Source organism: Pseudomonas salmasensis, assembly GCF_014268375.2.
Taxonomy (GTDB): domain Bacteria; phylum Pseudomonadota; class Gammaproteobacteria; order Pseudomonadales; family Pseudomonadaceae; genus Aquipseudomonas; species Aquipseudomonas salmasensis.
Map to the genome: position 1 here is coordinate 5,671,504 of NZ_CP077083.1, position 25,723 is coordinate 5,697,226.

Annotated in this window: 15 protein-coding genes, 2 tRNA genes and 3 rRNA genes; 10 read left to right on the forward strand and 10 right to left on the reverse strand. The window is 59.2% G+C overall.

Annotated features, from left to right (window positions below; translation table 11 throughout):
- Window positions 1–610: 610 nt before the first annotated feature.
- The 6 genes from HU731_RS25585 to mrdA all read left to right on the forward strand — a co-directional run bounded on the left by HU731_RS25585 (window position 611) and on the right by mrdA (window position 7,943).
- Window positions 611–2,147, forward strand: a 16S ribosomal RNA gene (locus HU731_RS25585).
- 82 nt (window positions 2,148–2,229) lie between these two features.
- Window positions 2,230–2,306: transfer RNA gene (locus HU731_RS25590), tRNA-Ile, on the forward strand.
- 30 nt (window positions 2,307–2,336) lie between these two features.
- A tRNA-Ala gene (locus HU731_RS25595) sits at window positions 2,337–2,412 on the forward strand.
- A gap of 247 nt (window positions 2,413–2,659) precedes the next feature.
- Window positions 2,660–5,551, forward strand: a 23S ribosomal RNA gene (locus HU731_RS25600).
- Window positions 5,552–5,721: 170 nt separating this feature from the next.
- Window positions 5,722–5,837, forward strand: a 5S ribosomal RNA gene (gene rrf / locus HU731_RS25605).
- The 16S, 23S and 5S rRNA genes sit together here with 2 tRNA genes alongside, the layout of an rRNA operon.
- A 213-nt stretch (window positions 5,838–6,050) precedes the next feature.
- Window positions 6,051–7,943 carry a penicillin-binding protein 2 gene (gene mrdA, locus HU731_RS25610; RefSeq protein WP_057712029.1) on the forward strand — a complete coding sequence of 631 codons (1,893 nt, stop codon included), beginning with the start codon at window positions 6,051–6,053 and terminating at the stop codon, window positions 7,941–7,943.
- 1 nt (window position 7,944) lies between these two features.
- Here the strand turns inward: mrdA and HU731_RS25615 are convergent, their stop codons facing one another.
- A complete protein-coding gene (locus HU731_RS25615; protein ID WP_186608792.1) occupies window positions 7,945–8,346 on the reverse strand; it encodes a GFA family protein in 402 nt (133 codons plus the stop codon).
- Window positions 8,347–8,444: 98 nt separating this feature from the next.
- On the opposite strand from HU731_RS25615, the gene HU731_RS25620 reads away from it, so the two are divergent.
- Window positions 8,445–8,912 (forward strand): SRPBCC family protein, encoded by a 468-nt coding sequence (locus HU731_RS25620; RefSeq protein ID WP_186608791.1) that lies wholly within the window; start codon window positions 8,445–8,447, stop codon window positions 8,910–8,912.
- 42 nt (window positions 8,913–8,954) lie between these two features.
- Here the strand turns inward: HU731_RS25620 and HU731_RS25625 are convergent, their stop codons facing one another.
- Window positions 8,955–11,168: a TonB-dependent receptor gene (locus HU731_RS25625; protein WP_186608790.1), complete on the reverse strand. Its 2,214-nt coding sequence runs from the start codon at window positions 11,166–11,168 to the stop codon at window positions 8,955–8,957.
- Window positions 11,169–11,386: 218 nt separating this feature from the next.
- On the opposite strand from HU731_RS25625, the gene HU731_RS25630 reads away from it, so the two are divergent.
- The 3 genes from HU731_RS25630 (at window position 11,387) to HU731_RS25640 (ending at window position 15,156) form a co-directional block, all read left to right on the forward strand.
- Window positions 11,387–13,744 (forward strand): DNA polymerase II, encoded by a 2,358-nt coding sequence (locus tag HU731_RS25630; RefSeq protein ID WP_186608789.1) that lies wholly within the window; start codon window positions 11,387–11,389, stop codon window positions 13,742–13,744.
- 49 nt (window positions 13,745–13,793) lie between these two features.
- Window positions 13,794–14,426: a glutathione S-transferase N-terminal domain-containing protein gene (locus tag HU731_RS25635; RefSeq protein WP_186608788.1), complete on the forward strand. Its 633-nt coding sequence runs from the start codon at window positions 13,794–13,796 to the stop codon at window positions 14,424–14,426.
- Window positions 14,427–14,577: 151 nt separating this feature from the next.
- Window positions 14,578–15,156 carry a DUF4174 domain-containing protein gene (locus HU731_RS25640; RefSeq protein ID WP_186608796.1) on the forward strand — a complete coding sequence of 193 codons (579 nt, stop codon included), beginning with the start codon at window positions 14,578–14,580 and terminating at the stop codon, window positions 15,154–15,156.
- 37 nt (window positions 15,157–15,193) lie between these two features.
- Here the strand turns inward: HU731_RS25640 and HU731_RS25645 are convergent, their stop codons facing one another.
- From HU731_RS25645 to HU731_RS25680, 8 genes are read right to left on the reverse strand one after another with little or no spacing between them, the layout of a single operon-like run.
- Window positions 15,194–16,600 (reverse strand): lipid II flippase MurJ, encoded by a 1,407-nt coding sequence (locus tag HU731_RS25645; RefSeq protein WP_186608787.1) that lies wholly within the window; start codon window positions 16,598–16,600, stop codon window positions 15,194–15,196.
- The gene (locus HU731_RS25650; RefSeq protein WP_186608786.1) at window positions 16,600–17,421 is read right to left on the reverse strand and encodes an acyltransferase; all 822 of its coding nucleotides are present in this window, start codon (window positions 17,419–17,421) and stop codon (window positions 16,600–16,602) included. Before HU731_RS25650 ends, HU731_RS25645 begins: the two co-directional genes overlap by 1 nt.
- A complete protein-coding gene (locus tag HU731_RS25655; RefSeq protein ID WP_186608785.1) occupies window positions 17,418–18,821 on the reverse strand; it encodes an O-antigen ligase family protein in 1,404 nt (467 codons plus the stop codon). The genes HU731_RS25650 and HU731_RS25655 overlap by 4 nt, the downstream gene beginning before the upstream one ends.
- The gene (locus HU731_RS25660) at window positions 18,821–19,924 is read right to left on the reverse strand and encodes a glycosyltransferase family 4 protein (protein WP_186608784.1); all 1,104 of its coding nucleotides are present in this window, start codon (window positions 19,922–19,924) and stop codon (window positions 18,821–18,823) included. Before HU731_RS25660 ends, HU731_RS25655 begins: the two co-directional genes overlap by 1 nt.
- Entirely contained in the window at window positions 19,915–21,129 is a 1,215-nt protein-coding gene (locus HU731_RS25665) for a glycosyltransferase family 4 protein (protein WP_186608783.1), read from the reverse strand. Before HU731_RS25665 ends, HU731_RS25660 begins: the two co-directional genes overlap by 10 nt.
- A 22-nt stretch (window positions 21,130–21,151) precedes the next feature.
- Window positions 21,152–22,492: a glycoside hydrolase 5 family protein gene (locus HU731_RS25670; protein ID WP_186608782.1), complete on the reverse strand. Its 1,341-nt coding sequence runs from the start codon at window positions 22,490–22,492 to the stop codon at window positions 21,152–21,154.
- Window positions 22,489–23,670 (reverse strand): glycosyltransferase, encoded by a 1,182-nt coding sequence (locus HU731_RS25675; protein ID WP_186608781.1) that lies wholly within the window; start codon window positions 23,668–23,670, stop codon window positions 22,489–22,491. The genes HU731_RS25670 and HU731_RS25675 overlap by 4 nt, the downstream gene beginning before the upstream one ends.
- Window positions 23,670–25,649: a GumC family protein gene (locus HU731_RS25680; RefSeq protein WP_186608780.1), complete on the reverse strand. Its 1,980-nt coding sequence runs from the start codon at window positions 25,647–25,649 to the stop codon at window positions 23,670–23,672. Before HU731_RS25680 ends, HU731_RS25675 begins: the two co-directional genes overlap by 1 nt.
- Window positions 25,650–25,723 lie beyond the last annotated feature (74 nt).

Consider the following 25,723-nt stretch of genomic DNA (forward strand, 5'->3'; position numbering starts at 1 on the left):
TACGTGGCGCTATGATGCTCAACTGTCAGCGGATGAGCAATATATTGCGCAAAAACTGACTCGCAGCTATCTATATAGTGGAAGCATCGGGTTTTTTAGGTTTTTGATAGAAAAACCGAATAATGGGGTTGACGGCAGATTCTGGAAGCCTATAATTCGCCCCACTTCCGGCGCAGTCGAAACGGAAAACTCCTTGGTAAACAATGAGTTACGCGGTTCTCGACAGCAAGCTGCTTCAGTCCATCGAAGCCAAAAGGAAGTTGAAAAAGAGGTGTTGACAGCAGCGTGTAACGCTGTAGAATTCGCCTCCCGCTTACGAGAGATCGCAAGCGCAAGTGGTTGAAGTTATTGAAGAAATCTTCGAAAAACTTCTGAAAATAACCACTTGACAGCAAATGAGGCTGCTGTAGAATGCGCGCCTCGGTTGAGACGAAAGATCTTAACCAACCGCTCTTTAACAACTGAATCAAGCAATTCGTGTGGGTGCTTGTGGAGTCAGACTGATAGTCAACAAGATTATCAGCATCACAAGTTACTCCGCGAGAAATCAAAGATGTAACCAACGATTGCTGAGCCAAGTTTAGGGTTTCTTAAAAACCCAAAGATGTTTGAACTGAAGAGTTTGATCATGGCTCAGATTGAACGCTGGCGGCAGGCCTAACACATGCAAGTCGAGCGGTAGAGAGAAGCTTGCTTCTCTTGAGAGCGGCGGACGGGTGAGTAATGCCTAGGAATCTGCCTGGTAGTGGGGGATAACGTTCGGAAACGGACGCTAATACCGCATACGTCCTACGGGAGAAAGCAGGGGACCTTCGGGCCTTGCGCTATCAGATGAGCCTAGGTCGGATTAGCTAGTTGGTGAGGTAATGGCTCACCAAGGCGACGATCCGTAACTGGTCTGAGAGGATGATCAGTCACACTGGAACTGAGACACGGTCCAGACTCCTACGGGAGGCAGCAGTGGGGAATATTGGACAATGGGCGAAAGCCTGATCCAGCCATGCCGCGTGTGTGAAGAAGGTCTTCGGATTGTAAAGCACTTTAAGTTGGGAGGAAGGGTTGTAGATTAATACTCTGCAATTTTGACGTTACCGACAGAATAAGCACCGGCTAACTCTGTGCCAGCAGCCGCGGTAATACAGAGGGTGCAAGCGTTAATCGGAATTACTGGGCGTAAAGCGCGCGTAGGTGGTTTGTTAAGTTGGATGTGAAATCCCCGGGCTCAACCTGGGAACTGCATTCAAAACTGACTGACTAGAGTATGGTAGAGGGTGGTGGAATTTCCTGTGTAGCGGTGAAATGCGTAGATATAGGAAGGAACACCAGTGGCGAAGGCGACCACCTGGACTAATACTGACACTGAGGTGCGAAAGCGTGGGGAGCAAACAGGATTAGATACCCTGGTAGTCCACGCCGTAAACGATGTCAACTAGCCGTTGGAAGCCTTGAGCTTTTAGTGGCGCAGCTAACGCATTAAGTTGACCGCCTGGGGAGTACGGCCGCAAGGTTAAAACTCAAATGAATTGACGGGGGCCCGCACAAGCGGTGGAGCATGTGGTTTAATTCGAAGCAACGCGAAGAACCTTACCAGGCCTTGACATCCAATGAACTTTCTAGAGATAGATTGGTGCCTTCGGGAACATTGAGACAGGTGCTGCATGGCTGTCGTCAGCTCGTGTCGTGAGATGTTGGGTTAAGTCCCGTAACGAGCGCAACCCTTGTCCTTAGTTACCAGCACGTAATGGTGGGCACTCTAAGGAGACTGCCGGTGACAAACCGGAGGAAGGTGGGGATGACGTCAAGTCATCATGGCCCTTACGGCCTGGGCTACACACGTGCTACAATGGTCGGTACAGAGGGTTGCCAAGCCGCGAGGTGGAGCTAATCCCATAAAACCGATCGTAGTCCGGATCGCAGTCTGCAACTCGACTGCGTGAAGTCGGAATCGCTAGTAATCGCGAATCAGAATGTCGCGGTGAATACGTTCCCGGGCCTTGTACACACCGCCCGTCACACCATGGGAGTGGGTTGCACCAGAAGTAGCTAGTCTAACCTTCGGGAGGACGGTTACCACGGTGTGATTCATGACTGGGGTGAAGTCGTAACAAGGTAGCCGTAGGGGAACCTGCGGCTGGATCACCTCCTTAATCGACGACATCAGCTGCTCCATAAGTTCCCACACGAATTGCTTGATTCATTGAAGAAGACGAAAAGAAGCAGCCCGAAATTGGGTCTGTAGCTCAGTTGGTTAGAGCGCACCCCTGATAAGGGTGAGGTCGGCAGTTCGAATCTGCCCAGACCCACCAATTTTGTGTGGGAAACGCCTGTAGAAATACGGGGCCATAGCTCAGCTGGGAGAGCGCCTGCCTTGCACGCAGGAGGTCAACGGTTCGATCCCGTTTGGCTCCACCACTACTGCTTCTGTTTGTATAAAGCTTAGAAATGAGCATTCCATTGTTGTGATGGTGAATGTTGATTTCTAGTCTTTGACTAGTTCGTTCTTTAAAAATTTGGGTATGTGATAGAAAGATAGACTGAACGTTACTTTCACTGGTAACGGATCAGGCTAAGGTAAAATTTGTGAGTTCTCTTAACTGAGAAATTCGAATTTTCGGCGAATGTCGTCTTCACAGTATAACCAGATTGCTTGGGGTTATATGGTCAAGTGAAGAAGCGCATACGGTGGATGCCTTGGCAGTCAGAGGCGATGAAAGACGTGGTAGCCTGCGAAAAGCTTCGGGGAGTCGGCAAACAGACTTTGATCCGGAGATGTCTGAATGGGGGAACCCAGCCATCATAAGATGGTTATCTTGTACTGAATACATAGGTGCAAGAGGCGAACCAGGGGAACTGAAACATCTAAGTACCCTGAGGAAAAGAAATCAACCGAGATTCCCTTAGTAGTGGCGAGCGAACGGGGACTAGCCCTTAAGTGGCTTTGAGATTAGCGGAACGCTCTGGAAAGTGCGGCCATAGTGGGTGATAGCCCTGTACGCGAAAATCTCTTAGTCATGAAATCGAGTAGGACGGAGCACGAGAAACTTTGTCTGAATATGGGGGGACCATCCTCCAAGGCTAAATACTACTGACTGACCGATAGTGAACTAGTACCGTGAGGGAAAGGCGAAAAGAACCCCGGAGAGGGGAGTGAAATAGATCCTGAAACCGTATGCGTACAAGCAGTGGGAGCCCACTTTGTTGGGTGACTGCGTACCTTTTGTATAATGGGTCAGCGACTTATTTTCAGTGGCGAGCTTAACCGAATAGGGGAGGCGTAGCGAAAGCGAGTCTTAATAGGGCGTCTAGTCGCTGGGAATAGACCCGAAACCGGGCGATCTATCCATGGGCAGGTTGAAGGTTGGGTAACACTAACTGGAGGACCGAACCGACTACCGTTGAAAAGTTAGCGGATGACCTGTGGATCGGAGTGAAAGGCTAATCAAGCTCGGAGATAGCTGGTTCTCCTCGAAAGCTATTTAGGTAGCGCCTCATGTATCACTGTAGGGGGTAGAGCACTGTTTCGGCTAGGGGGTCATCCCGACTTACCAAACCGATGCAAACTCCGAATACCTACAAGTGCCGAGCATGGGAGACACACGGCGGGTGCTAACGTCCGTCGTGAAAAGGGAAACAACCCAGACCGTCAGCTAAGGTCCCAAAGTTATGGTTAAGTGGGAAACGATGTGGGAAGGCTTAGACAGCTAGGAGGTTGGCTTAGAAGCAGCCACCCTTTAAAGAAAGCGTAATAGCTCACTAGTCGAGTCGGCCTGCGCGGAAGATGTAACGGGGCTCAAACCATACACCGAAGCTACGGGTATCACGTAAGTGATGCGGTAGAGGAGCGTTCTGTAAGCCTGTGAAGGTGAGTTGAGAAGCTTGCTGGAGGTATCAGAAGTGCGAATGCTGACATGAGTAACGATAATGGGTGTGAAAAACACCCACGCCGAAAGACCAAGGTTTCCTGCGCAACGTTAATCGACGCAGGGTTAGTCGGTCCCTAAGGCGAGGCTGAAAAGCGTAGTCGATGGAAAACAGGTTAATATTCCTGTACTTCTGGTTATTGCGATGGAGGGACGGAGAAGGCTAGGCCAGCTTGGCGTTGGTTGTCCAAGTTTAAGGTGGTAGGCTGGAATCTTAGGTAAATCCGGGATTCTAAGGCCGAGAGCTGATGACGAGTTACCTTTTAGGTAACGAAGTGGTTGATGCCATGCTTCCAAGAAAAGCTTCTAAGCTTCAGGTAACCAGGAACCGTACCCCAAACCGACACAGGTGGTTGGGTAGAGAATACCAAGGCGCTTGAGAGAACTCGGGTGAAGGAACTAGGCAAAATGGCACCGTAACTTCGGGAGAAGGTGCGCCGGTGAGGGTGAAGGACTTGCTCCGTAAGCTCATGCCGGTCGAAGATACCAGGCCGCTGCGACTGTTTATTAAAAACACAGCACTCTGCAAACACGAAAGTGGACGTATAGGGTGTGACGCCTGCCCGGTGCCGGAAGGTTAATTGATGGGGTTAGCTAACGCGAAGCTCTTGATCGAAGCCCCGGTAAACGGCGGCCGTAACTATAACGGTCCTAAGGTAGCGAAATTCCTTGTCGGGTAAGTTCCGACCTGCACGAATGGCGTAACGATGGCGGCGCTGTCTCCACCCGAGACTCAGTGAAATTGAAATCGCTGTGAAGATGCAGTGTATCCGCGGCTAGACGGAAAGACCCCGTGAACCTTTACTATAGCTTTGCACTGGACTTTGAATTTGCTTGTGTAGGATAGGTGGGAGGCTTTGAAGCGTGGACGCCAGTCTGCGTGGAGCCATCCTTGAAATACCACCCTGGCAACTTTGAGGTTCTAACTCAGGTCCGTTATCCGGATCGAGGACAGTGTATGGTGGGTAGTTTGACTGGGGCGGTCTCCTCCTAAAGAGTAACGGAGGAGTACGAAGGTGCGCTCAGACCGGTCGGAAATCGGTCGTAGAGTATAAAGGCAAAAGCGCGCTTGACTGCGAGACAGACACGTCGAGCAGGTACGAAAGTAGGTCTTAGTGATCCGGTGGTTCTGTATGGAAGGGCCATCGCTCAACGGATAAAAGGTACTCCGGGGATAACAGGCTGATACCGCCCAAGAGTTCATATCGACGGCGGTGTTTGGCACCTCGATGTCGGCTCATCACATCCTGGGGCTGAAGCCGGTCCCAAGGGTATGGCTGTTCGCCATTTAAAGTGGTACGCGAGCTGGGTTTAGAACGTCGTGAGACAGTTCGGTCCCTATCTGCCGTGGACGTTTGAGATTTGAGAGGGGCTGCTCCTAGTACGAGAGGACCGGAGTGGACGAACCTCTGGTGTTCCGGTTGTCACGCCAGTGGCATTGCCGGGTAGCTATGTTCGGAATAGATAACCGCTGAAAGCATCTAAGCGGGAAACTAGCCTCAAGATGAGATCTCACTGGAACCTTGAGTTCCCTGAAGGGCCGTCGAAGACTACGACGTTGATAGGTTGGGTGTGTAAGCGCTGTGAGGCGTTGAGCTAACCAATACTAATTGCCCGTGAGGCTTGACCATATAACACCCAAGCAATTTGCATGCTCTGAGCTGAAAAGCGAGAGAGACCAGATTGCGGTGTGTGAAGACGAAGATGAACCGAAAGTTCGACGCTCACAAAACACCGAGATCTATCACCTACCCAATTTGCTGAAGCGAGGCCAACTGGCCACGACTCAGTACCCGAATTTCTTGACGACCATAGAGCATTGGAACCACCTGATCCCATCCCGAACTCAGCAGTGAAACGATGCATCGCCGATGGTAGTGTGGGGTTTCCCCATGTGAGAGTAGGTCATCGTCAAGATTAAATTCCGAAACCCCAATTGCGAAAGCAGTTGGGGTTTTGTTTTGGGCGCTCGAAAATTTCAGCGCTTCTGGCAACATCAAATAAGCTGCCGTTGAGGGAATTCGATACAAAGTGTTTCTGCATTTTTGCTATGGTGCAGCACATTTTCACAAGGATTGATCTTTATCCGCAGGATGCGGCGTCGACATTTTCCAACGAGATGCTGTAGAAATGCCTGAACCAATACCTATCAAAGATCATGAAAAAGAAAACCGCCTGGTCAACAAGCGCTTGCTCGCTTGCGCGTTGCTGGTGATTGGGATCACGTGTGCGCTGGTAGGGCGCATGTATTTCCTGCAGGTGGTGCAGTACGACTACCACTCCACAATTTCGGAAAACAACCGGGTCCACGTACTGCCCATCACACCGACTCGCGGCCTGATCTATGACCGGAATGGCGTAGTCCTGGCCGACAACCGCCCTAGTTATAACCTGACCATCACCCGTGAACGCACCGCCGACCTCAAGGCTGAGCTGGACGAGATCGTCAATCTATTGCACCTGCCTGCCGAAGACCGTGCGGTGTTTGATAAGGCGCTCAAGCAGGCCCGTCACCCGTTTGTTCCCGTCACGTTGTTCTACGAGCTGACCGAAGAGCAGATCGCCGTTTTGGCCGTCAACGAGTTCCGTCTACCTGGTGTGGACGTCGAGCCACAATTCGTCCGCCACTACCCCCTCGGCGCGCACTTTGCCCACTCCATCGGCTACGTCGGCCGCATCAACGAAAAAGAATCCAAGACCCTTGATTCGGTCGAGTACCGCGGTACCCAATCCATCGGTAAAACCGGAATCGAGCGTTTTTATGAGTCTGAACTGCATGGTCATGTCGGCTACGAAGAGGTCGAGACCAATGCACAGGGCCGTGTGCTGCGCGTGCTCAAACACACCGATCCGATCCCTGGCAAAAACATTGTACTGAGCCTCGACGTCAAGCTGCAGGAAGCTGCCGAAGAGGCCTTGGGCGACCGTCGTGGTTCGGTAGTCGCCCTGGACCCGCAAACCGGTGAAGTACTGGCGATGGTCAGTAAACCGAGTTTCGATCCGAACCTGTTCGTCACCGGCATCAGCTTCAAGGAGTACGCCGCGCTGCACGACTCCATCGACCGACCGCTGTTCAACCGCGTGCTACGCGGGCTCTATGCGCCAGGTTCAACCATCAAACCGGAAGTTGCCATCGCAGGTCTCGACAGTGGCGTTGTTACCCCACAAACCCGAGTCTTCGACCCGGGTTACTATCAGTTGCCAGACTTTGACCATAAATACCGCAACTGGAACCACAGCGGTGACGGCTGGGTGGACATGGACGCGGCCATCATGCGTTCCAACGACACTTACTTTTACGACCTGGCCCATAAGCTCGGGATCGACCGCCTGCACGACTATCTGGCCGAGTTCGGCCTGGGCCAGAAAGTGTCCCTGGATATGTTCGAAGAATCTGCCGGCCTGATGCCATCCCAAGCCTGGAAGCGTGCAACCCGTCGCCAGCCGTGGTTCCCCGGCGAAACCGTGATCCTAGGCATTGGCCAAGGCTATATGCAGGTCACGCCACTGCAATTGGCCCAGGCCACAGCATTGATCGCCAACAAAGGTGTATGGAACCGGCCGCACCTGGCCAAGACCATCAATGGTGTGGCTCCGGTAGATGAACACCCGATGCCCAACGTTGTGCTCAAAGACCCGCGTGACTGGGAACAGGTCAACCATGGCATGCAATTGGTGATGCACGATCCCCGCGGTATCGCCCGAGCGGCAGCGCAAGGCGCGCAATACCGCATCGCCGGCAAGAGTGGTACCGCCCAGGTGGTGGCAATCAAGCAGGGCGAGCGCTACAACCGCAACAAGACGTTGGAGCGGCATCGCGATAACGCCTTGTTCGTCGGCTTTGCGCCGGCCGAACATCCGAAAATCGTGATTTCAGTCATGATCGAAAACGGCGAGGCCGGCGGCCGTGTAGCCGGGCCTGTGGTGCGACAGATCATGGATGCCTGGCTGCTCGACCAGGAAGGTCATCTCAAACCGCAATATGCGGCGCCGGCCAAGGCACCGGGTGATCCACGGGTTTGACTCAAACCTTCCACTCGTCCCAGCGCGCTACGCCGTCATAGGCCAGCCAGGGCACTTCATGGGCCGTCCAGATATGCGAGGTGGGCCTGACGCCCGGATCCTCATCCAGCGTCGCCACCCGTAGGATCACGTGGGGCTGATGCCCACGTTCAGCGATCAGATGTGAGCCGCAGCGCGAGCAGAAATGTCTGAATTTGCCCGGCGAAGATTCAAAGGATGACAACAGTTCCTCACCCTGCGTCCAGCGAAAATGCTCGCGCATCACCCCGGCCGTGGCAACAAACGCGGCCGCGTGCGCCTTGCGGCAGCTTTCGCAGTGGCAGTGGCTGATGGGCATGTCCAGGCTGTCCACTTGGTAGCGCACACCTTTGCACAAGCAACTTCCATTCAGTGGGTCAGTCATAACCTATGGCCAGGCAAGGAGGGGGTCATCATCATCGCGCACAACGCAAGGTTGCGCATTGGTTGATGTCGCCTACTGTTCAATGAAGGAGGTGACTTATGCACGTATTAGATCGCATCGAACGCAAAGTCCTGCTCAACGCATCACGTAAACAGGTCTGGGAGGCACTCACGCAGGCCGATCAATTTGGTCAGTGGTTCGGTATCGCGCTTAAAGGTAAAACCTTTGTGGCCGGAGAAACCATCGAAGCACCCATTACCTACAAAGGTTACGAACATGTCGTGTGGAAGGCCAGGATCGAACGCATCCTGCCCCAAACGCTGTTTTCTTTCTGGTGGCATCCTTTCGCAGTGGAAGAGGGCATCGACTACGACAAGGAGGCACCGACGCTGGTGGAGTTCACGATTGAAGATCGCGCTCCAGGCATCCTCTTGCGGGTCGTCGAGTCCGGTTTTGACCAGATCCCCGAAGCGCGGCGCCAGAAAGCCTTCAAGATGAACTCCCGTGGCTGGGACGAACAAATGGGCAATATCGAAAATTATCTGAGCAAGCCTCCAATAAGGTGATGGGGCGCAGGGGGAGTTCTGTCCCCCAGCCCTTTTACGTTTTCAGAAATCAATCGTCGCCGACAACTTCGCCACCCGCGGATCCCCCTGGCTCAGGAATCCACCCTGGGCCGATTCCCAATACTTCTCGTTGGCCACGTTCTCCACCGTGGCACCCACCGTCACCTCGCGCTGTTGCAGCATGAAGGTGTAGCGCGCGCCCACGTCGAAGCGGTTCCAGGCCGGCAGGCTCAGCTCGTTGGCTGCGTCGGCGTACTGGCCGCCGGTGCGCAGCATACGGCCGTTGAGGGTCACGCCCTGCAGGCCCGGCACATCCCAATCCACCCCGGCGTTGAGCTGGAATGAAGGTACGCCAATGGCGCGGTTGCCGTCGTTGGCGCCGTTGAGTGTGCCCTTGAGTTCGGTATTCATCAGCGTCACTCCGCCCAGCAGGCGCAGGCCGTTGACGGGCTCACCAAAGACGTTCAGCTCGACGCCTTTGTTGATCTGCTGGCCTTCACGCACATAGCGGGCGGTGGTGGCGTCGATGGCTTCGGCATAACCCGCGCCTGGCTGTTCGATACGGTACACACCCAAGGTCGCGCCATAGGAGCCCATGTCCACTTTGACACCCGCTTCGATCTGCTTGGACCGAGCAGGCGCATAAGCTTGGCCGCCACCGATGACCGTCAGGCTGCCGGACTTGAGCGGCGATGTCGGGCCCTGGGCCAGGCCTTCGATGCGGTTGGCATACAGCGACACATGCTCCCAAGGCTTGAACACAATGCCATACACCGGTGTGGTGATCGACTCGTCATAGTTGGCCGTACGGGTGCCGCTCATGTAGTTGTAGCTCTGCACCACCATCTGCTGGCGACGTGCGCCCAAGGTCACCAGCAAGCGGTCGTCGAAGAAGCCTAAAGTGTCGGATACCGCGAGGCTGCGCACGAACGTCTTGCCAGTGATGGTCGGATCGCTGAAGTCGGTACCGGGAGTATTGCGCGGGCTATTGAGGGCCGGTGGCGCGCCGGTCACCGGGTGATAAATGTTGGTTGGCGTTTTTTCGCTGGCGAAAACATAGGCGTTGCGCGCCTCGGTCCAGATACCGGCCAGGCCGATGTTGAGCCGATGGCTGACGGGGCCGGTCTGGAACTTGCCATTGAGCCCACCCATCGCGCTGGTGTTGTTTTCTTCGTGGGCGATCGTCGAGCCACTGGCGCTGGCATTGCCGAGGTTATCGCTCAATGTCACTGACGAGTAGCGCCCCATTTCGCGGCTGTGCTTGGCGCCGGCTGCCGCGTATGCGGTCCAGTATTCGTTGAGGTCGTACTCGGCGCGCAGCATGCCCAAGGTATCCTCAAGGTTGGTACTGCTCCAGCTCGGTGCGTAGTTGGTGTCTGCCGAAGGGGCATCCGGTACGTGGGTGATCTTGCCGAGAAAGACCGAGTTGCGCCCGCCGTTGATGCGCTGCTTCTGATACACAAAGTCACCGGACAAGCGCAACGCATCGCCGCGGTAGTCCAGGCCGACGGCAAACAGCTTCGAACGCTGGTTCTCATCATTAATGCCGGTATCGCCTTCGCGCCGGGACAGGTTGACCCGTGCGCCAAAACGGTTGTCTTCGCCAAAGCGTTGGCCAATATCCAAGTGTTCGCCAATCCGTCCATCGCTGCTGATGTCGGTGCTGAAACGACGCAGCGGCATATCATCGGCGCGCTTGGGTTGCAGATTTACACCGCCGCCGATCCCCGAGCCGGTGGGGGTGACGCCGTTGATAAACGCGTTGGGGCCCTTGAATACCTCTACGCGCTCCAGGGCGTCAGTGGAGATGATCTGGCGCGGCAGGATGCCGTACAAACCGTTATAGGAAATGTCGTCGCCATTCAACGGCAGGCCACGAATCATGAACGTCTGGGACTGGTTCGCATACCCCGAGGCCTGGCGCACCGAGGAGTCATTGAGCAGCACGTCGCCAACGGTTTCTGCCTGCTGGTCGCGAATCAACTTCTCGGTGTAGGAGGACATGCTGAAGGGCACGTCCATGATGTCCTGGTTGCCCAGCACACCCAGTTGGCCGCCACGTGCAACCTGGCCGCCGGCAAACTCGGGGGGCAGCGCAGTGGGGGCCGGCGCTTCGGCATTGATGCTGGTGGCACCCAGCTCCAGTGCGTTGTCTGACGTCGATGGGGTGGCCGCCTGGACCGCCACACTCAAGGAGCAGCACAAGGCAAGCAGGGCAGGGCGAAACGGCACAGCGAGAGGGTGACAGATGGGCATGGTCGATCCTGACGGCGAACCGTCAATTATGAGGAAGTGGGCAACAACGTCGCGCTTCCTCACTGCGCGGATACGACTCCGGTGCAAATGATAGTAATTACTATTAATGTCCTGCAACAAATTTATGATATTACGCGCTAGGTATGCGTTTACCCGCCGCCTTAGCCCGGATGCCGAGTAGAATCACGCCCTGAATGCGATTCTTGAGGTGCGGTACGGTGGATTTACAGCAGGGTTTTGTCCTGACCCGGCATTGGCGCGATACCCCGGCAGGCACGGAGGTCAGCTTCTGGCTGGCCACCGACCAAGGGCCTCGGTGCATTCGCCTACCCGTGCAAACCTCGGTGGTGTTCATCCCGGAAGCTCACCGCAAGCCGCTCGATTGGTTGCTCAAGGGCGAGCGCGATCTTGAGTTGCGCCCGTTGCAGCTGTGCGACTTTCATCACCGCCCGGTCCTGGGCCTGTATGCCCGCCAGCACCGCCAGTTGATGGACATCGAAAAGCGCCTGCGCGCTGCCGGGGTCGATGTCTACGAAGGTGATGTGCGCCCGCCCGAGCGCTACATGATGGAGCGTTTTATCACCGCTCCGGTCTGGTTCGGTGGCACCGCTGATGCAAGCGGCACCTTGCTCGACGCGCAGATGAAGCCTGCCCCTGACTACCGACCACCCTTGAAGCTGGTGTCTCTGGACATCGAGACCACCGCCCAGGGCGATCTCTACTCCATCGCCCTTGAAGGCTGCGGTGAGCGCCAGGTGTACATGCTCGGCTCGCCGAACAAAACCGACGCGGTGGATTTCAAGCTCGACTATTGCGACACCCGCGCTCAACTGCTCGAACGCCTCAACCAATGGCTGGCCACGTTTGACCCCGACGCGATCATCGGCTGGAACGTGGTGCAGTTCGACCTGCGCGTCCTCCACGAACACGCCCAGCGCCTGAACGTGCCGCTGTTGCTGGGACGTGGCGGTGAAGCCATGGCCTGGCGCGAACACGGCAGCCGCAATCACTACTTCGCCGCGGCGGCGGGGCGGTTGATCATCGACGGTATTGAAGCGCTGCGTTCGGCGACTTGGAGTTTTGAGTCCTTCAGCCTGGAAAACGTCGCGCAAACCCTGCTCGGCGAAGGCAAGGACATCTCCACGCCGTACCAGCGCATGGACGAAATCAACCGCATGTTCGCCGAGGACAAGCCCGCCCTGGCGCGCTACAACCTCAAGGACTGCGAACTGGTCACGCGGATTTTCGAGAAGACCGAGCTGCTCAAGTTCCTGCTCGAACGCGCCAGCGTCACAGGCTTGCCGGCCGACCGTAACGGCGGCTCCGTGGCCGCTTTCACCCACCTGTACATGCCGTTGATGCATCGCCAGGGTTTTGTTGCGCCGAATTTGGGCGACAAACCGCCCCAAGCCAGCCCTGGCGGGTTTGTCATGGACTCGCGCCCGGGCCTCTATGAATCGGTGCTGGTGCTGGACTACAAAAGCCTATATCCGTCGATCATCCGCAGTTTCCTGATCGACCCGGTGGGCTTGATCGAAGGCCTCAAGCATCCCGACGACAGCGACTCGGTGGAAGGCTTTCGCGGGGCGCGCTTCTCCCGCACCCGGCATTGCCTGCCGTCCATCGTCACGCGGGTGTCCGAAGGCCGCGAAGAGGCCAAACGCGAGCGCAATGCGCCGTTATCCCAGGCGCTGAAGATCATCATGAACGCCTTTTACGGTGTGCTCGGCTCCAGCGGCTGTCGGTTCTTTGACACTCGGCTGGCGTCCTCGATCACCCTGCGGGGTCACCAGATCATGCGCCAGACTCGCGCACTGGTTGAGGCCCAAGGGTACGAGGTGATTTACGGTGACACCGACTCCACCTTCGTCTGGCTGGGCAGTGCGCATTCTGCGCAGGATGCCAATCGCATCGGCCTGGCGCTGGTGCAGCACGTCAACGACTGGTGGCGTGCGCACCTGAGCAACGAATATGGCCTGCAAAGCGCCCTGGAGCTGCAATACGAAACCCACTTCAGCCGCTTCCTGATGCCGACCATTCGTGGCGCCGAGGAGGGCAGCAAAAAGCGCTATGCCGGCCTGGTCGTACGCGAAGATGGCAGCGAAGAAATGGTCTACAAGGGCCTGGAAACCGTGCGCAGCGACTGGTCGCCCCTGGCTCGGCAATTCCAGCAGGAACTCTACCAACGTATCTTCCATCGCCAGCCCCATCAGGACTACATACGCGACTACGTACGGCGTACCTTGAGCGGCGAATTCGATGAGTTGCTGATCTACCGCAAACGCCTGCGCCGGCCCTTGCACGACTACGAACGCAACGTCCCGCCTCACGTACGCGCCGCGCGCCTGGCGGACGAGTACAACGATCGCCTGGGCCGCCCGCGCCAGTACCAGCGCGGTGGCTGGATCAGCTACGTGATCAGCGTCAACGGCCCGGAACCGCTGGAAGTACGCCAGGCACCCATCGACTACGACCACTACGTCACGCGCCAATTGCAGCCCGTGGCCGATGCGATCCTGCCGTTCGTGAATGATGATTTCGGTACGTTGGTGGGTGGGCAAATGGGACTATTCTAGCTAATCGACCACAGGCTCACTATTGCCCTTGGCTCAGGAGGAAACGCCCATGTACACGCTTTATGGCACCGACGAATCCGGCTCCTGCATGATCGAAATAGCCCTGCAACGCTGCGCAGTGCCGTGGCATCGCGTGGAGGCCAGTTCCTGGCAGGACGGCGAGGGCAGCGACGCCCTTGCACGTATCAATCCACTCAAGCAGATCCCCACTCTGGTTACTCCAAATGGCCAGGTACTGACCGAAAGCGCCGCGATCCTGATCCACCTGGGCCTGGAGTATCCCAAGGCCCAGTTGTTGGCCGGCGATCGTACGCAGATCCTGCGCGGCTTGCTGTACATCGCCGCCAACTGCTATTCGGCGATCGGCATCATCGACTACCCGCAACGCTGGTTGGGCAATGCCGATGAGGCACTGCAAGCGCAACTGGTCAGCGGTACACGGCGCTACCTGCACCAGGCCTGGGTCGTGTTTGCCGATCAGTTTGCCGGCCAGCTGTTTACCCCAAGCAACGCGCCGAATGCACTGGGCATCATGGCGGCGGCGGTGTCGCGTTGGGACGACGCGCGCGAGGTACTCGACAACCTGGCGCCGGGCTTTGCGCAGAGCCTGGAGCGGGTAGACGCCGACCCTATCGTGGCCCCCGTTTTTGCCCGGCATTGGCCGCAGTGGAAGGTCTCGTAACCGGAAGAAACAATGACAGGCCACTGTCCAAGCCCTTGCGTAGCGGGCGTCCTGACCTACGCTTCTCAAAGTGGTGTAGGAATCATCCTTGAATTTGGCTGTCGCAGACATGAAACTCAAGAACCCTGCATGGAATTCAAAGGAGGTGCGCATGCTCATCCGGTCGCTGACCCTGGCTACCTTGATGGCTTTTACGGGGCCGTTGTTGGCCGCTGATGATAATCCGCTCAAGCAGGAATTGGGCAAGACGCGCCCCCTGGTGGTCGTGGAGCTTGATGCTGGAAACCCGACACTGACAACGCTGAAGAAACAACTGGAAGAGGCTGCCACCAAGCAGTCCTTCGAAGAGCGCAGCATGGTGTTCTACACCGTCAAGTTCGGCAGTATCGGCGCCGAAGGGGAGAAGTTCGCCAAGGACCCAAAGGACAGTAAAAAGCTCACGCCGCCAGAAACCAACGCGCTGATCCGCGCCCTCAAACTCGGCGTTGGCAGCGGCACCAAGGTGATCCTGATCGGCAAGGACGGCGAGAAGAAACTCGAGAAAACCGTGCCTCCGGATAGCCTCGACCTGAAGGAATTCTTCAGCGCCATCGACCAGATGCCTCAGGCGGAAAAGGAGCTTGCCGCACCTGCGGAGCCAGAGCCTGTTCCAGCTGCGCCAGCGGCCCCGGCCAACGGCACCAAACCCGCCAAGCCCGGCAGCAAAGCCCCCAAGCCACTGGAGGATTGAACGGGTCCCCCTCCCACCGTTCTGGTGGGAACCGGCCTCAGGCTTTCCACGGCTTGAGCCAAAGCCCCAACCCCAGCAACACCAGCGCGCCGGCCAGGCTGCTCAACCCCAACTGCCATGCGTCGTTGTGCAAGGGGTGCAGGGCCAGCGCCGCCACACCCAACAGCACCCCGCTCAAGCCCCACTGCAACGGCCAGCCCAGTTGGCCGAGCAGTTGTTGGCGGTGCATCAGCAACAGGTTGGTCACCACCACGCCACCCAACGCCGCCAGGGCGATCCCCGGCAGCCCGAGACAATAGGGCAGCACCACCAACAAGGCGGCGTTGACCAGGCTGCCCAGCAGTTCGCAGTTGAGCGGCAGGCGCGTGTCGCCGCTGGCGTAGGCATAGCGCGCGAGCATGGCGTTCCAGGCGCCAAACACCAGGGGCGTGGCGAACCAGGCCAGCAGCGCCGGCAGTGGGCCGTCGGCGCTCTGGGCGGGCATCAGCAGATGAATCAACGTGGGGCTGGCGCCAATCAGGCCGAAGGCCGCAGGCAGGCTCAGCAGGGTCGCTGCATCCAGGCCGCGGCGCAGCAGGGCCAGGCGCTGTTGGCCTTGCTCGCCGCTCATCATGCCCAGCAGCACTTGGTTGAGGCTCATCAGGGCGATCAGTGGCAGGTTGATCAACTTGCGTGCAAGGTTGACCCAGGTAACAGCGCCTTCCCCCAGGAAACTGGCGATCAAGCGCTCCAGTAGTGCCAGGCCCTGGCTGGCCACGTTGCTGGCCAACAATGGGCCGATGCGCCCCAGCAATTCGCGGCCTGCCAGCGGGTCGCCGCTGACCTGCCACGGCCGCCAGCCGAAGGACCAGACCGGCGCCAGCAACGGCAGGCACATCAACACACTACCCGCAAAAAAACACATAGCCAGTTCGGCGCTGTCGCTGGCGCTGCCACGGATAAACAGGTACAGCACCGGTGGCAGATTGAACAGTAAAGAGCCTAGGCCCGGCAGGACAAAACGTTGGCGTGCCTGCAAGGGAATACTGAACAGCCCATGCATCACCAGGCCTGGCGCACAGGCCGCCAGCCAGCGCAGGTTGGCGGCGGCTTGGGCATGGGCCGCGGCGTCCAGGCCGGGGCCGATCAGGCGCACCCACAGCGGCGCGCCCAGCGCCAGTAGGGCAAACAGGGCCAGGCCCACGCCCAGCAGGCGAGGGGACAGGCTGGCCAGCCAGGCTTGCTGGCGCTGTGGGTCGCGTTGCTGATAGAGGGGCAGCGCAGCCGCTGCGAGCAAGCCGGCAGCCAGGGTCATGCGCAGGGCTTCGGGCAAAAACACCGCCACCAGAAACCCGTCGCTGCGACTGCCCGCACCCCAGGCCGCCACCAGCAGCCATTCGCGGGCAAAACCGGCCACCAGCCCGGCGAGCGTCGCCAGGGTCAGCCAGAGCGTGCTGCCGAACATCAGTGAAACAGGGTGAACAGGCCTTTGCCACCCACCTTGTAGTTCAGGTCATGGCAACGTTCGCCCATGATTTTGGCGCCGCTGCCGCCAATGATTTTGTAGGGCGCCACGGCTTTGGCCACCACGGTGTTGGCGCTTACCACCGAACCATAGCCCAGGTGCGTGCCGAAGCCGATCAACGCACGGCTACCGATCCAGACGTAATCGTCGATGTAAGTCGGCCCGGAAATCGACCAGAACTCCGGCGCCTGCAAATCATGGCTGCCGGCGATAAGCAGAACATGCGAGGCAATCGCCACATGGTTGCCGATCACCAGCCCGGCGCGGGCGTCCACCTGGCAATGCCAGCCAATTACCGAATCGTCGCCGACCACCAGATTGTGCATGCCCAGCACTTCGGTGTTACGCCATAAGCTGGAGCCCTTGCCGATCTTCGCGCCACCCAGGCGCAGCCAGGCAATGCGTACATGGTGGCTGGGGATCTTGTTGATCAAGATGTTGTAGGCCATATCCCAGACACTGCGCCACCGGTCTTTGACGGTTGCCCAGTTTTTGCCGTAACGCGGCAGAAGCTGGGCCGGCAGATCCTGTTTCATCCGGCGGAACAGGCGGCGCGCCACCGGTTGCTCAATTGCAGTTTCCAGGTCGATGGAGCTGATCCAGAAGCGCTTGTTGTCGCCTTCGCCCTCTTCAAATACCACGTCATGGGCCAGGCACCAGTCCAGCGCTTCTTCCAGGTCTGGCAGGCTTACGCCCAGTTCACTGGCCAGCATGGGGAGGCGGTCGCGCAAGTCGGTGGAGTGAATCATCCGGTGCTTCATGGTTGGTTATCCTTTGGCGCAGTAGCAGCAACAGGGGCGGTAATGGAAGGGCGCAGGCGCACCTGTTGCAGGCTCATGCCCATCAACAGCCAGAACAGCGCGATCAGTACAAAGGTGAAGCTGAAGTAGTGGTCGAAAATCCCCGTCAGCAGCGCCGCCAGCACGCCGCAGATGCACCCCAGCCACAGGGCATTGTCGGCGGTGACTTTGCGCACCTGGCCCAGGGGCCGCACTTCGCGCCACCACAACAGGGTGACGGTGATAAACAGCAGCATCCCTGGAATGCCGACCTTGTAGATAAAGTTCAGCCACAGGTTGGAGATCCCCAACAGATTGGAGCCGGGCACGGGCGGGTCGATCTTGAAGCCGATCCCCAGGGGGAAGGTCGCCATGGCGGCGGGGAACCTGGCGTACTCGTCAAAGCGGATTTCGGTACTGGCGTTGGTGGTCGAGAAAATGGTCAGCAAGCGCTCCTGCAACGGCGGATAGAACATCACCAGCGCAACGGCGAACGCCGCCCCGATACCGATGATGCGCCCGCTGTTCGGCACGCGCTTGTAGGCCAGCCAGATCAACACCAGCGCCAGGGCCACGATGGCGCCACGGGAAATACTCAGCAGCAGGCCGGCACACCCCAGCACCGCCACCGCCAGGCCCAGCGCCCGGCGCCAGCCGCTGCGGGTCCAGCCATAAAACAGTGCCAGGGGAATAAACAGCACCAGCACGCCACCGGTCAGGTTGGGGTGCACCCAGGGCGAGGCCATGCGCGTGTAGTTGGCGGAGAAAATGTCCTTCACCGCTTCCGGGTGGGCGTATTTGAGATCGGTGAGAATATCGATCATCGACATCGCATTGCGCGTCTTCAGGAACATGAAGATCGACAGCAACAGCATTGCCAGGTTACCCAGCAACAGGGCGACCACTACCTTGTCGCGGTCGGCGTCGGTACGCAGCAGCAGCGGCACGATAAACAACATCGACAGGTTCATCAGCCAGCGCACCCAGTTCACCGGCCCATTACCTTCGGCATGGATGATCAGCATGCCCCAGATAAACGGAATGGTGCTGAACAGCATCAGCCACATCAGCGCACGCTCGGTCGGCCGCCACAGCATGAAACCACGGGTCTTGCCGATGAACGATTGCCAGAACACCCCGACCCAGGTCAGCCCCAGTACCGCCTCGCTGACGGTGGTGCGGATGCCCAGTTGCAAGGTGGTGTAGGGAATACTGGTGGCCAGTACCGCGAAAATCAGCAAGCCCCACAGGGGAAAGCGGATCAGCGTCAAGGCCACGGCCACACCGGCCACCACCAGCATGACCTTGATCGGCGACAGGGCCAACAGCAACCCGCCGAACACCAGGCCCAGCAGCAGACTGACGAATTTTCCTGGCAGCATTAGCGATCCAATTCCTTGAGCAAAGTGTCCAGGCGCGCGCGATAGGCCGGTTCGGCAAATTGCCGGGCCCAGGCGCGGTGTGTTTCGCCGTCTTGCGTGGCCTCGGCGCCTGCCAGTTGTTGCATGACCTTGTGCAGTTGCTCGGCGTCATGGGGGGCGAAGCGCGGGGCGCTGGGCGGCGCGATTTCATCCAGAGCGCTGCCGCGTGCCACCGCTACCGGCGTGCCGACACTCAAGGCTTCCACCACCGGCAAGCCAAAGCCCTCGGCATAGGACGGCTGCCACAAGCACGCGGCATGACGGTAGAGCGCTTGCAGTTGGCCGTCCGATAAACCGCTGCACCAATGCAGGCCCGGCAGGTCACCAAGTGCCGCTGGTACATCGCTGGGGTGGCCCACCAGTACCATGTCCGGCACATCAGGGTTCAGCGCACGGCAGGCCTGCCACTGGCGCAGGAAGAACGCCATGTTCTTGCGCGGCTCCCGGGTGCCCACCACCAGCCAGTAACGTGCCGGCAGGTTGGCGGGCAGCGGCTCTGGCGTTGCGTTCAATTCGGGTACCAGGTTGCTCAGCACGCGGAACTTGGACCGTGCCCAGGGGAACAGGCGCGCGGCCTCATTGCAGGAAAACTGCGAAGGGCACCACACCCGATCAGCCTGCCACACCGACCAGGCAATCGAGGCCCCGTCGATCAGGCGGTAGGCCAGGGCCTTGAGCTTGGAGCGATGAAAGTTGCGGTGGGTGAGCTGAAACAGGTCATGCAGCACCAGCACATAGCGGGTACCGGCGGGTTTACGGCACAGCGGCAAGCCCATATTCGCCGTGGCGATATACAGGTCGATCTGCTGCTCGTGCAGCGCCTTGGGCAAGAAGCCGCGCTCGAACCGCAGGCGCACCTGTGGGCGTTGCAGGCCGTCCAGCGGGCTGGCCCAGGCCGGGCAAACGGCAGTCTGGCGTTGCGGATGGTCCAGGGGCGCCTCAGTGAACAGCGCCACCTCGGTGTTGCCCCGCGCGCGCAGGGCGTCTTCCAGGGCCACGACCTGGCGGGCGATGCCCGAAGACGGCGCAACCGTGGCGGGGCGATAGTCCAGGGCTACACGCATGGCTGAGACTCCTTGGCGGTAAGCAAGCTGCGGTAGAGGTGCTCCAGTTCATTACCCGCCACCGCCCAGTCGTGGTATTGCCGCGCATAGTCGCGTGCCGCATCGGCCAGTCGCCCGGCCAGCGCCGGTTCATCCAGCAGGCGCACAACGGCGTCGGCCAGGGCCTCGGCGTTTTCGCCGGCCAGGTAATGCACCTGCGGTTGTACCGCCAGCCCGGACACGCCCTGGGCCGTGCTCACCAGCGGCAAGCCGGCGGCCATCGCTTCCAATACCTTGAGCTTGGAGCCGCCGCCATGGCGCAACGGTGCGACAAAACCGGCGCAGCGGCGTTGCAAGGCGCACAGGTCGGGAACAAACCCCAGCCACTCGATACGTTCATCGGGCCAACGCTCGCGCCAGTGTTCGGGTAAGCCATAGCCGACCACCGCCAAGCGTGCGTTCGGGCACTGCAACCAGAGCCTGGGGAAGATCTCTTCGAGCAGCCACTGCACGGCGTCCAGGTTCGGTGCGTATTCGTAGTTGCCGACGAACAACAGGCGCTGGCTCTGCGCATCGGCGTTGACCTCGGCAAAGGCACGGCTGTCGACCCCATTGACCACCACGCTCACCGGCGTCGACGACAATGGCCGCATGGCCTGGGCGTCCGCCTCGGTCACGGCGACCACATGAGCGGCGGCATCGAACGCCTTGCGTTCCCATTGCCGACAGCGCCACTGGTCATACTGCACAAATGGCGCGGCCCACTTGGGGAAGCGGTCGTAAGTGGCGCCGCCGAGGCTCGATTCCAGGTTGTGTTCGGTCAGCACAAACTCGCGCCGTTGCTGCTGCAAGGTGCGCAGAAACGGCTGCAGGCTGTAGCTGTGTTCTACCTGAATCACGTCCCAGCGCTCATTCAACAGTTGCGCAAACTGGGCCTGCAACGGTGCCGACAAGCCGTTGACCGTGGTCAACAGCGGCCAGGGCGCGAACAGGCCAGCGAGCAGGGTCAGCGGGTGTTTCAGTGGCCGGCGCGGTACCACGATCAGGCGCTCGAGCAGCGGCTCAAGGGCCGCGTGCACCGCGTCATCGGCTGCCGTCTTCGATTGCGCCAGCAGCGTGATGCGATGCCCGCGCTCACTCAAGGTGCGCAGCAAATGGTACTGCCGCGTCTTGCCGCCGCTGGTGGTCGGCCACGGCAAGTAGGGCACAATCCAAAGGATTCTCATGTACAGCTCTCCATGCCCGGGGCTACCACACCAATATCTGCAAGCTCGGCTTCACCACGGGGCGAATACCGTTGTCGTCGCTCAGGGTTTGCCGGGCGCCGGTCAGCGGGTCCAGCAGTTCTGCGCGTTTGATGCCGGGCAGGCTGATGCTGCTGCCTTTGGCACTCCAATACATCAGCAGGTGCTTGCCGTCAGGGCGGGTCCAGGCCACGCTGTAGAAGCTATCCGGTACATCCTGCAACTGCGGCGTGTTGCCGGGTTTAAGCGTGGGGCCGGTGATCTCCAGGAAGCGGGCGAGGGCGGTGTACACCGGCTTGGGTTCGCCATCAAGGTTCAACAGGCCGTAATGCTGGTCGCGTGGCGAGGCGCGTTGGTCGAGGTCGGACAGCGCGAACAGGAAGATCTTCTGGTAGTCCTGGGACGCCATCAACGCCAGGCGGCGTAAGGTGTAATCGGCCTGCCCGTCGATACCGATCAGGTCCTGCATTTCCTTGGGCCCGGCATAGCTGGACCAGCCCCATTCAGTGGCCCACACCTGCTTGATCCCGGCACCGTGCAGCATCGAATTGAGTTGATCGCCGCGCAGCAGCACTTCGTTCTTGCCCGGCTCATCGGTTTCCGGAGTCATCGAATAGGGGTGATAAGCCGCGACCATGCCTAGGCTTTGCACCCCCAGCGCGCCGAGCGCTTCAAACATCAGGGTTTTGCCGCGCGGCGGCATCTGGCTGTAATACGCCATGCCACCCATGACCTGCAGTTTGTCCGGCGCTGCAATGTTCAAGGCCTTGTGACTGGCCAACAACAACTGCGCGTATTCCTTGGCGTTGACTTTGGGGCGCCAGTTGTTCGGCAGGTTCTGTTCATTCCACACCTGCCAGGCATCGATATTCGGGTAACGCTTGGCCAGGACGGCCAGGCGCATGGCATAGATGTTGGCGTCCCGCGGTTGATACTGGTCTTGGAACGGCACGCCCTTGGGGGCGGTGGTGATAAAGGGCGCCGACCCCACCAGGTAAAACACCGAACGCAGTTTTTCAGCGGTCAGGGTGCGGTCCAGTTCATCGAAGGTGCCGAGCTGATAATCGTCTTCCTTGGGTTCCAGGCGATCCCAGTGCAGGTCGACCCGCACCCATTGCAATCCGAGCTTTTTATACTGCTTGATCTGCTTGTGGTACTGCTCGGGTGTGAACCACAGAAAGTGGGCGTTCACGCCGAGAAAATCCTTCCAGACTACGGTGCGCTCCGGGGCCAGGTTCACCGGCTGCGCATCGACTTTTTCACTCAACAGCAGGGCGCTACCGACGGCGATTGACAGCACCAGCGGCAGGTAGCGCCACAGTGGGCGAACGGATGACAGGTTCATCGCAACGGCTCCTCACAAGCAACCCGAAATAATTCAGCAAACCGCTGGGCCGTGTTGGCCCACTGGCGTTGGTGGCCGATTTCTCCTGCCCGTGCGGCCCATTGCTGTGCCTGTTGCGGGTCGAGGATCAAGCGGCTCAAGGCGTTGCTCAAGGACGCTGTATCGCCCTGCTGATAGGTGATGCCATTACCGCCGGCCACCTCTTCGGCAAAGGCGCGGGCGTTGGAGGTGATCACCCCGCGCCCGCATGCATTGGCCCACGACAGCGCGCCACTGGTGCCACGCATCTGCCCCAGGAAGCTGAGTTTTTTCGATTCGCGATAGGGCAGCACCATCACATGGTGTGCCTGGATCGTAGAAGGGATCTGCGCCGATGGCAGGTCCAGTTGCCAGTCCACCACATCCTCAAGATGCAGGGCGCTGATCTGCTCGCGCAGGCCATCGAGGTAGTTGCCGGCGGGGTCAAACGTCATTTCCGGCGCGGTGCCACCGGCCAGGGTCAGGCGTACCTGGCCTCGGCATTGCGGGTGGGCGGCCAGTGACTGGGCCAGGGCCTGGAGCAGGTCTTCAATGCCCTTGCCACGGTAGATAAAGCCGAAATACAACAGGCGCAGTGGCGCCAGTGGCGGCAACGCCTGGGGCGCGATGGGCAGGTTGCCATGGGCAATCACCGCCACCTGTTCCGGGCGCAGGCCCATGCGCTGGCGCAGGCAGTCGCCGCCCAAGCGGGTGAGGGTGATCAGGCGGCGCATGCCTTTGGCCAGGCGCCGTTCTTCGTGCAAGGTCAACGGGTCGGCCAGCAGCGCCGCCGCCTGGGGCAGCGGGTGGGGCAGGCGTTCAAGCAGGGTCAAAGGGAAAAACAGCTTGGCCCGGCGCCAGATCAGGCGCTCCGGGTCATGCACCGTGGCGGTTAACGGCAGGTGCGGTTGCGCCCGGCGCAGGTACTCCAGCGCCTGGAACTCACCGAAGCGTCCACCCCCAAGTTCTGCATGCACCAGGTCCACGCCGCGCCAGTCAAAGGCCTGCAGGCGCTTCAACTGTTCAGGCAATTCCAGGCAGCCGGCGAGCGGGGTCACCACCTCCAGGCCCTGTTCGATCAACGCGTTGCGCAAGTGCGCGGCGTAATCGGCGATCCCGGTCTGCTCCGGTGGCAGCGGCGCCAGCAATGCGATACGCATCAGGCCGCCCCGCGCCAGCTGTTGAGCCGCGCCAGCACCTTGGCCGGCACTTCGAAGCGACGGCGGTTGAGGATCATGCCGTCGACTTTGCCGAACGCGGTGGTTAGCAGCGACACGGCATTTTCGATCGTCGGTACGGTGCTGGTGCGGGCTTCGATCACCAGCACGATCTGGTCGGCACGGCGCAGTGTCAGGAAGGCCTGCGGGTTGGAGGACAGCGCCGAGGCGTCCAGCAGCAACACCTCACCCGGCGTTGGCGCGCTCGCCCCATCGACCGAAACGCGGTGACCACGCTCTTCCAGCAGGCGCTTGAGTTGCGAGGCGATAAAGGTCACACCCTCGCCATGGCGCGCCGAGGTCAGGCCCAGGGCAAAACCTTGGGTGGCAATGCGATCCAAGGGCAGCAGGCTGTACAAGCGATAAAGGCTGGCGGTGACGGCTGCCGGCGTTGCGTCTTGCACATCGGGAATGCTGCTCCACAGCGGTACATGGAACATCTCCTGCAACCGTGTGCCATCGTGGATGCGCTGGTCCAGCAGGTACAGCACATAGATGGTCAGCAAGCCCACGGCCACGCCAGCGGGAATAGCGAACAACAGCATCAGCAGGCTCTTGGGAAACACGCGTGCCGGGTTGAGGGTGGCATGTTCGATCAGGGCGATGTTGCTGATCTGGCTGTTGTCCAGTTCGTGGTCGATTCGCGCCTGTTCAAGATTGTCCGAGTACAAGGCATAGCTTTTTTCGGCGGTGCGCAGTTGTTGGCTCAGGGTGTTGAGTTGCGGTTCATCGGTCATCGCCTGGTCACGCTGGGCGCGCAATTCGGTAAGGGTCTTGTCGTAGTTCTCGATTTCCCCGGCCAGTTTGCGCTCTTGCAACTGGGCGTCGATCATTTGCTGTTTGACGTTGATCACCAGGCTGTTAGGCGCGGTGTTCTGCGAGCGTTCCAGGCGGGTGGCTTCCTGGGCGCTGAGGGCTTCCATGTCGCGGATGTTCTGCTCGATCTGATTAACCTGCGGGGTACCCGGCAGGTAGGTGCGCAACAGCCGAGCCCGCTCCACTTGCAGCGCATTGAGCTGGCGCTTGAGGTCAAGCTGAGTGGGGTTGAGGCTGGTTTCGCGCATCGTGACCACGTCTGCCGGCTGGCTCTTGATCTGCTGGCTGGCGTTGGCCAGCAGGCTGCGAATCCCCGAGATCTGGTTCTGGGCGCTGACCTTGGCGTCGGTGACGCGGTCGATCTGGTTGGTCAGGTTCTTCAGGCGCGCATCGACACTGATCGAGTCGATCTGCTTCAAGCGGCCTTGCAACTGGTCCTTCAGGCTCTGGATATTCTCCGCCACCTTGGCGCGTTCGGTTTCATAGAAGGTGTGCAGGCTCTTGCGCCCGAGAATCCGCGCGCGTTCTTCAAGGTAGGCGTTGACCCATGTCTCGACGATTTTTTGCGCCACCGCCGGGTCGTCCCAGGTGAAGGAAATCTCGATCACCGAAGAACCCGGCTCGTGGCCAGCGGTGAAGTTCTTCTCCAGTGAGGTCGCCAAGCGCTCCAGCGGGCTTTGTTTCTCGGCAAGGCCGACGAACTGCAGCACACTACGAATGCCATTGATGACTTCGCCCACGCCCTTTTTGATGTAGAACTTGGTGACCTTCCAGAAGCCGTGCGGCGGCTCGGCGGTCATTGCCATATAGCGCTCGGCGACGATATGCACGATGGGCCGGCCCGTGAGCATTTTTTCTTCGTCGACAATCGGGTCGTGCTGGGTGCTCGGGGCAATCAGCGTCTGGCGGTTGGCGGCCTCGATCGGCAAGGTGGTGTTGTCCCGCCCCGGCTTGACCAGCAAGCGCGCGTCCGACTCGTAGCGAGCCGGCAGCAGGAAGGCACCGAGCACGGCGATGACGATCGTGGTGAGCACGGCCAGTTTGAATTCGCGGCGGTAGATGAAAAACAGCCGCAGCAGGTCGCGAAGAGAGCGGATTTCGATCACAGGATCACTCCATTGATGAGGAGATGAAGATACGTAGCAGGCGCATACATCGAGTTACCAGAGACGCGTTCCAT

Excerpts from the sequence above, each read along its gene's own strand:
- HU731_RS25615 (WP_186608792.1), bottom strand. The coding sequence starts at position 8,346 with ATGACTGACCCACTGAATGGAAGTTGCTTGTGCAAAGGTGTGCGCTAC.
- HU731_RS25635 (WP_186608788.1), top strand. The coding sequence starts at position 13,794 with ATGTACACGCTTTATGGCACCGACGAATCCGGCTCCTGCATGATCGAA.
- HU731_RS25620 (WP_186608791.1), top strand. The coding sequence starts at position 8,445 with ATGCACGTATTAGATCGCATCGAACGCAAAGTCCTGCTCAACGCATCA.
- mrdA (WP_057712029.1), top strand. The coding sequence starts at position 6,051 with ATGCCTGAACCAATACCTATCAAAGATCATGAAAAAGAAAACCGCCTG.
- HU731_RS25675 (WP_186608781.1), bottom strand. The coding sequence starts at position 23,670 with ATGCGTATCGCATTGCTGGCGCCGCTGCCACCGGAGCAGACCGGGATC.
- HU731_RS25660 (WP_186608784.1), bottom strand. The coding sequence starts at position 19,924 with ATGCGTGTAGCCCTGGACTATCGCCCCGCCACGGTTGCGCCGTCTTCG.
- HU731_RS25640 (WP_186608796.1), top strand. The coding sequence starts at position 14,578 with ATGCTCATCCGGTCGCTGACCCTGGCTACCTTGATGGCTTTTACGGGG.
- HU731_RS25665 (WP_186608783.1), bottom strand. The coding sequence starts at position 21,129 with ATGAGAATCCTTTGGATTGTGCCCTACTTGCCGTGGCCGACCACCAGC.
- HU731_RS25625 (WP_186608790.1), bottom strand. The coding sequence starts at position 11,168 with ATGCCCATCTGTCACCCTCTCGCTGTGCCGTTTCGCCCTGCCCTGCTT.
- HU731_RS25650 (WP_186608786.1), bottom strand. The coding sequence starts at position 17,421 with ATGAAGCACCGGATGATTCACTCCACCGACTTGCGCGACCGCCTCCCC.
- HU731_RS25645 (WP_186608787.1), bottom strand. The coding sequence starts at position 16,600 with ATGTTCGGCAGCACGCTCTGGCTGACCCTGGCGACGCTCGCCGGGCTG.
- HU731_RS25670 (WP_186608782.1), bottom strand. The coding sequence starts at position 22,492 with ATGAACCTGTCATCCGTTCGCCCACTGTGGCGCTACCTGCCGCTGGTG.
- HU731_RS25655 (WP_186608785.1), bottom strand. The coding sequence starts at position 18,821 with ATGCTGCCAGGAAAATTCGTCAGTCTGCTGCTGGGCCTGGTGTTCGGC.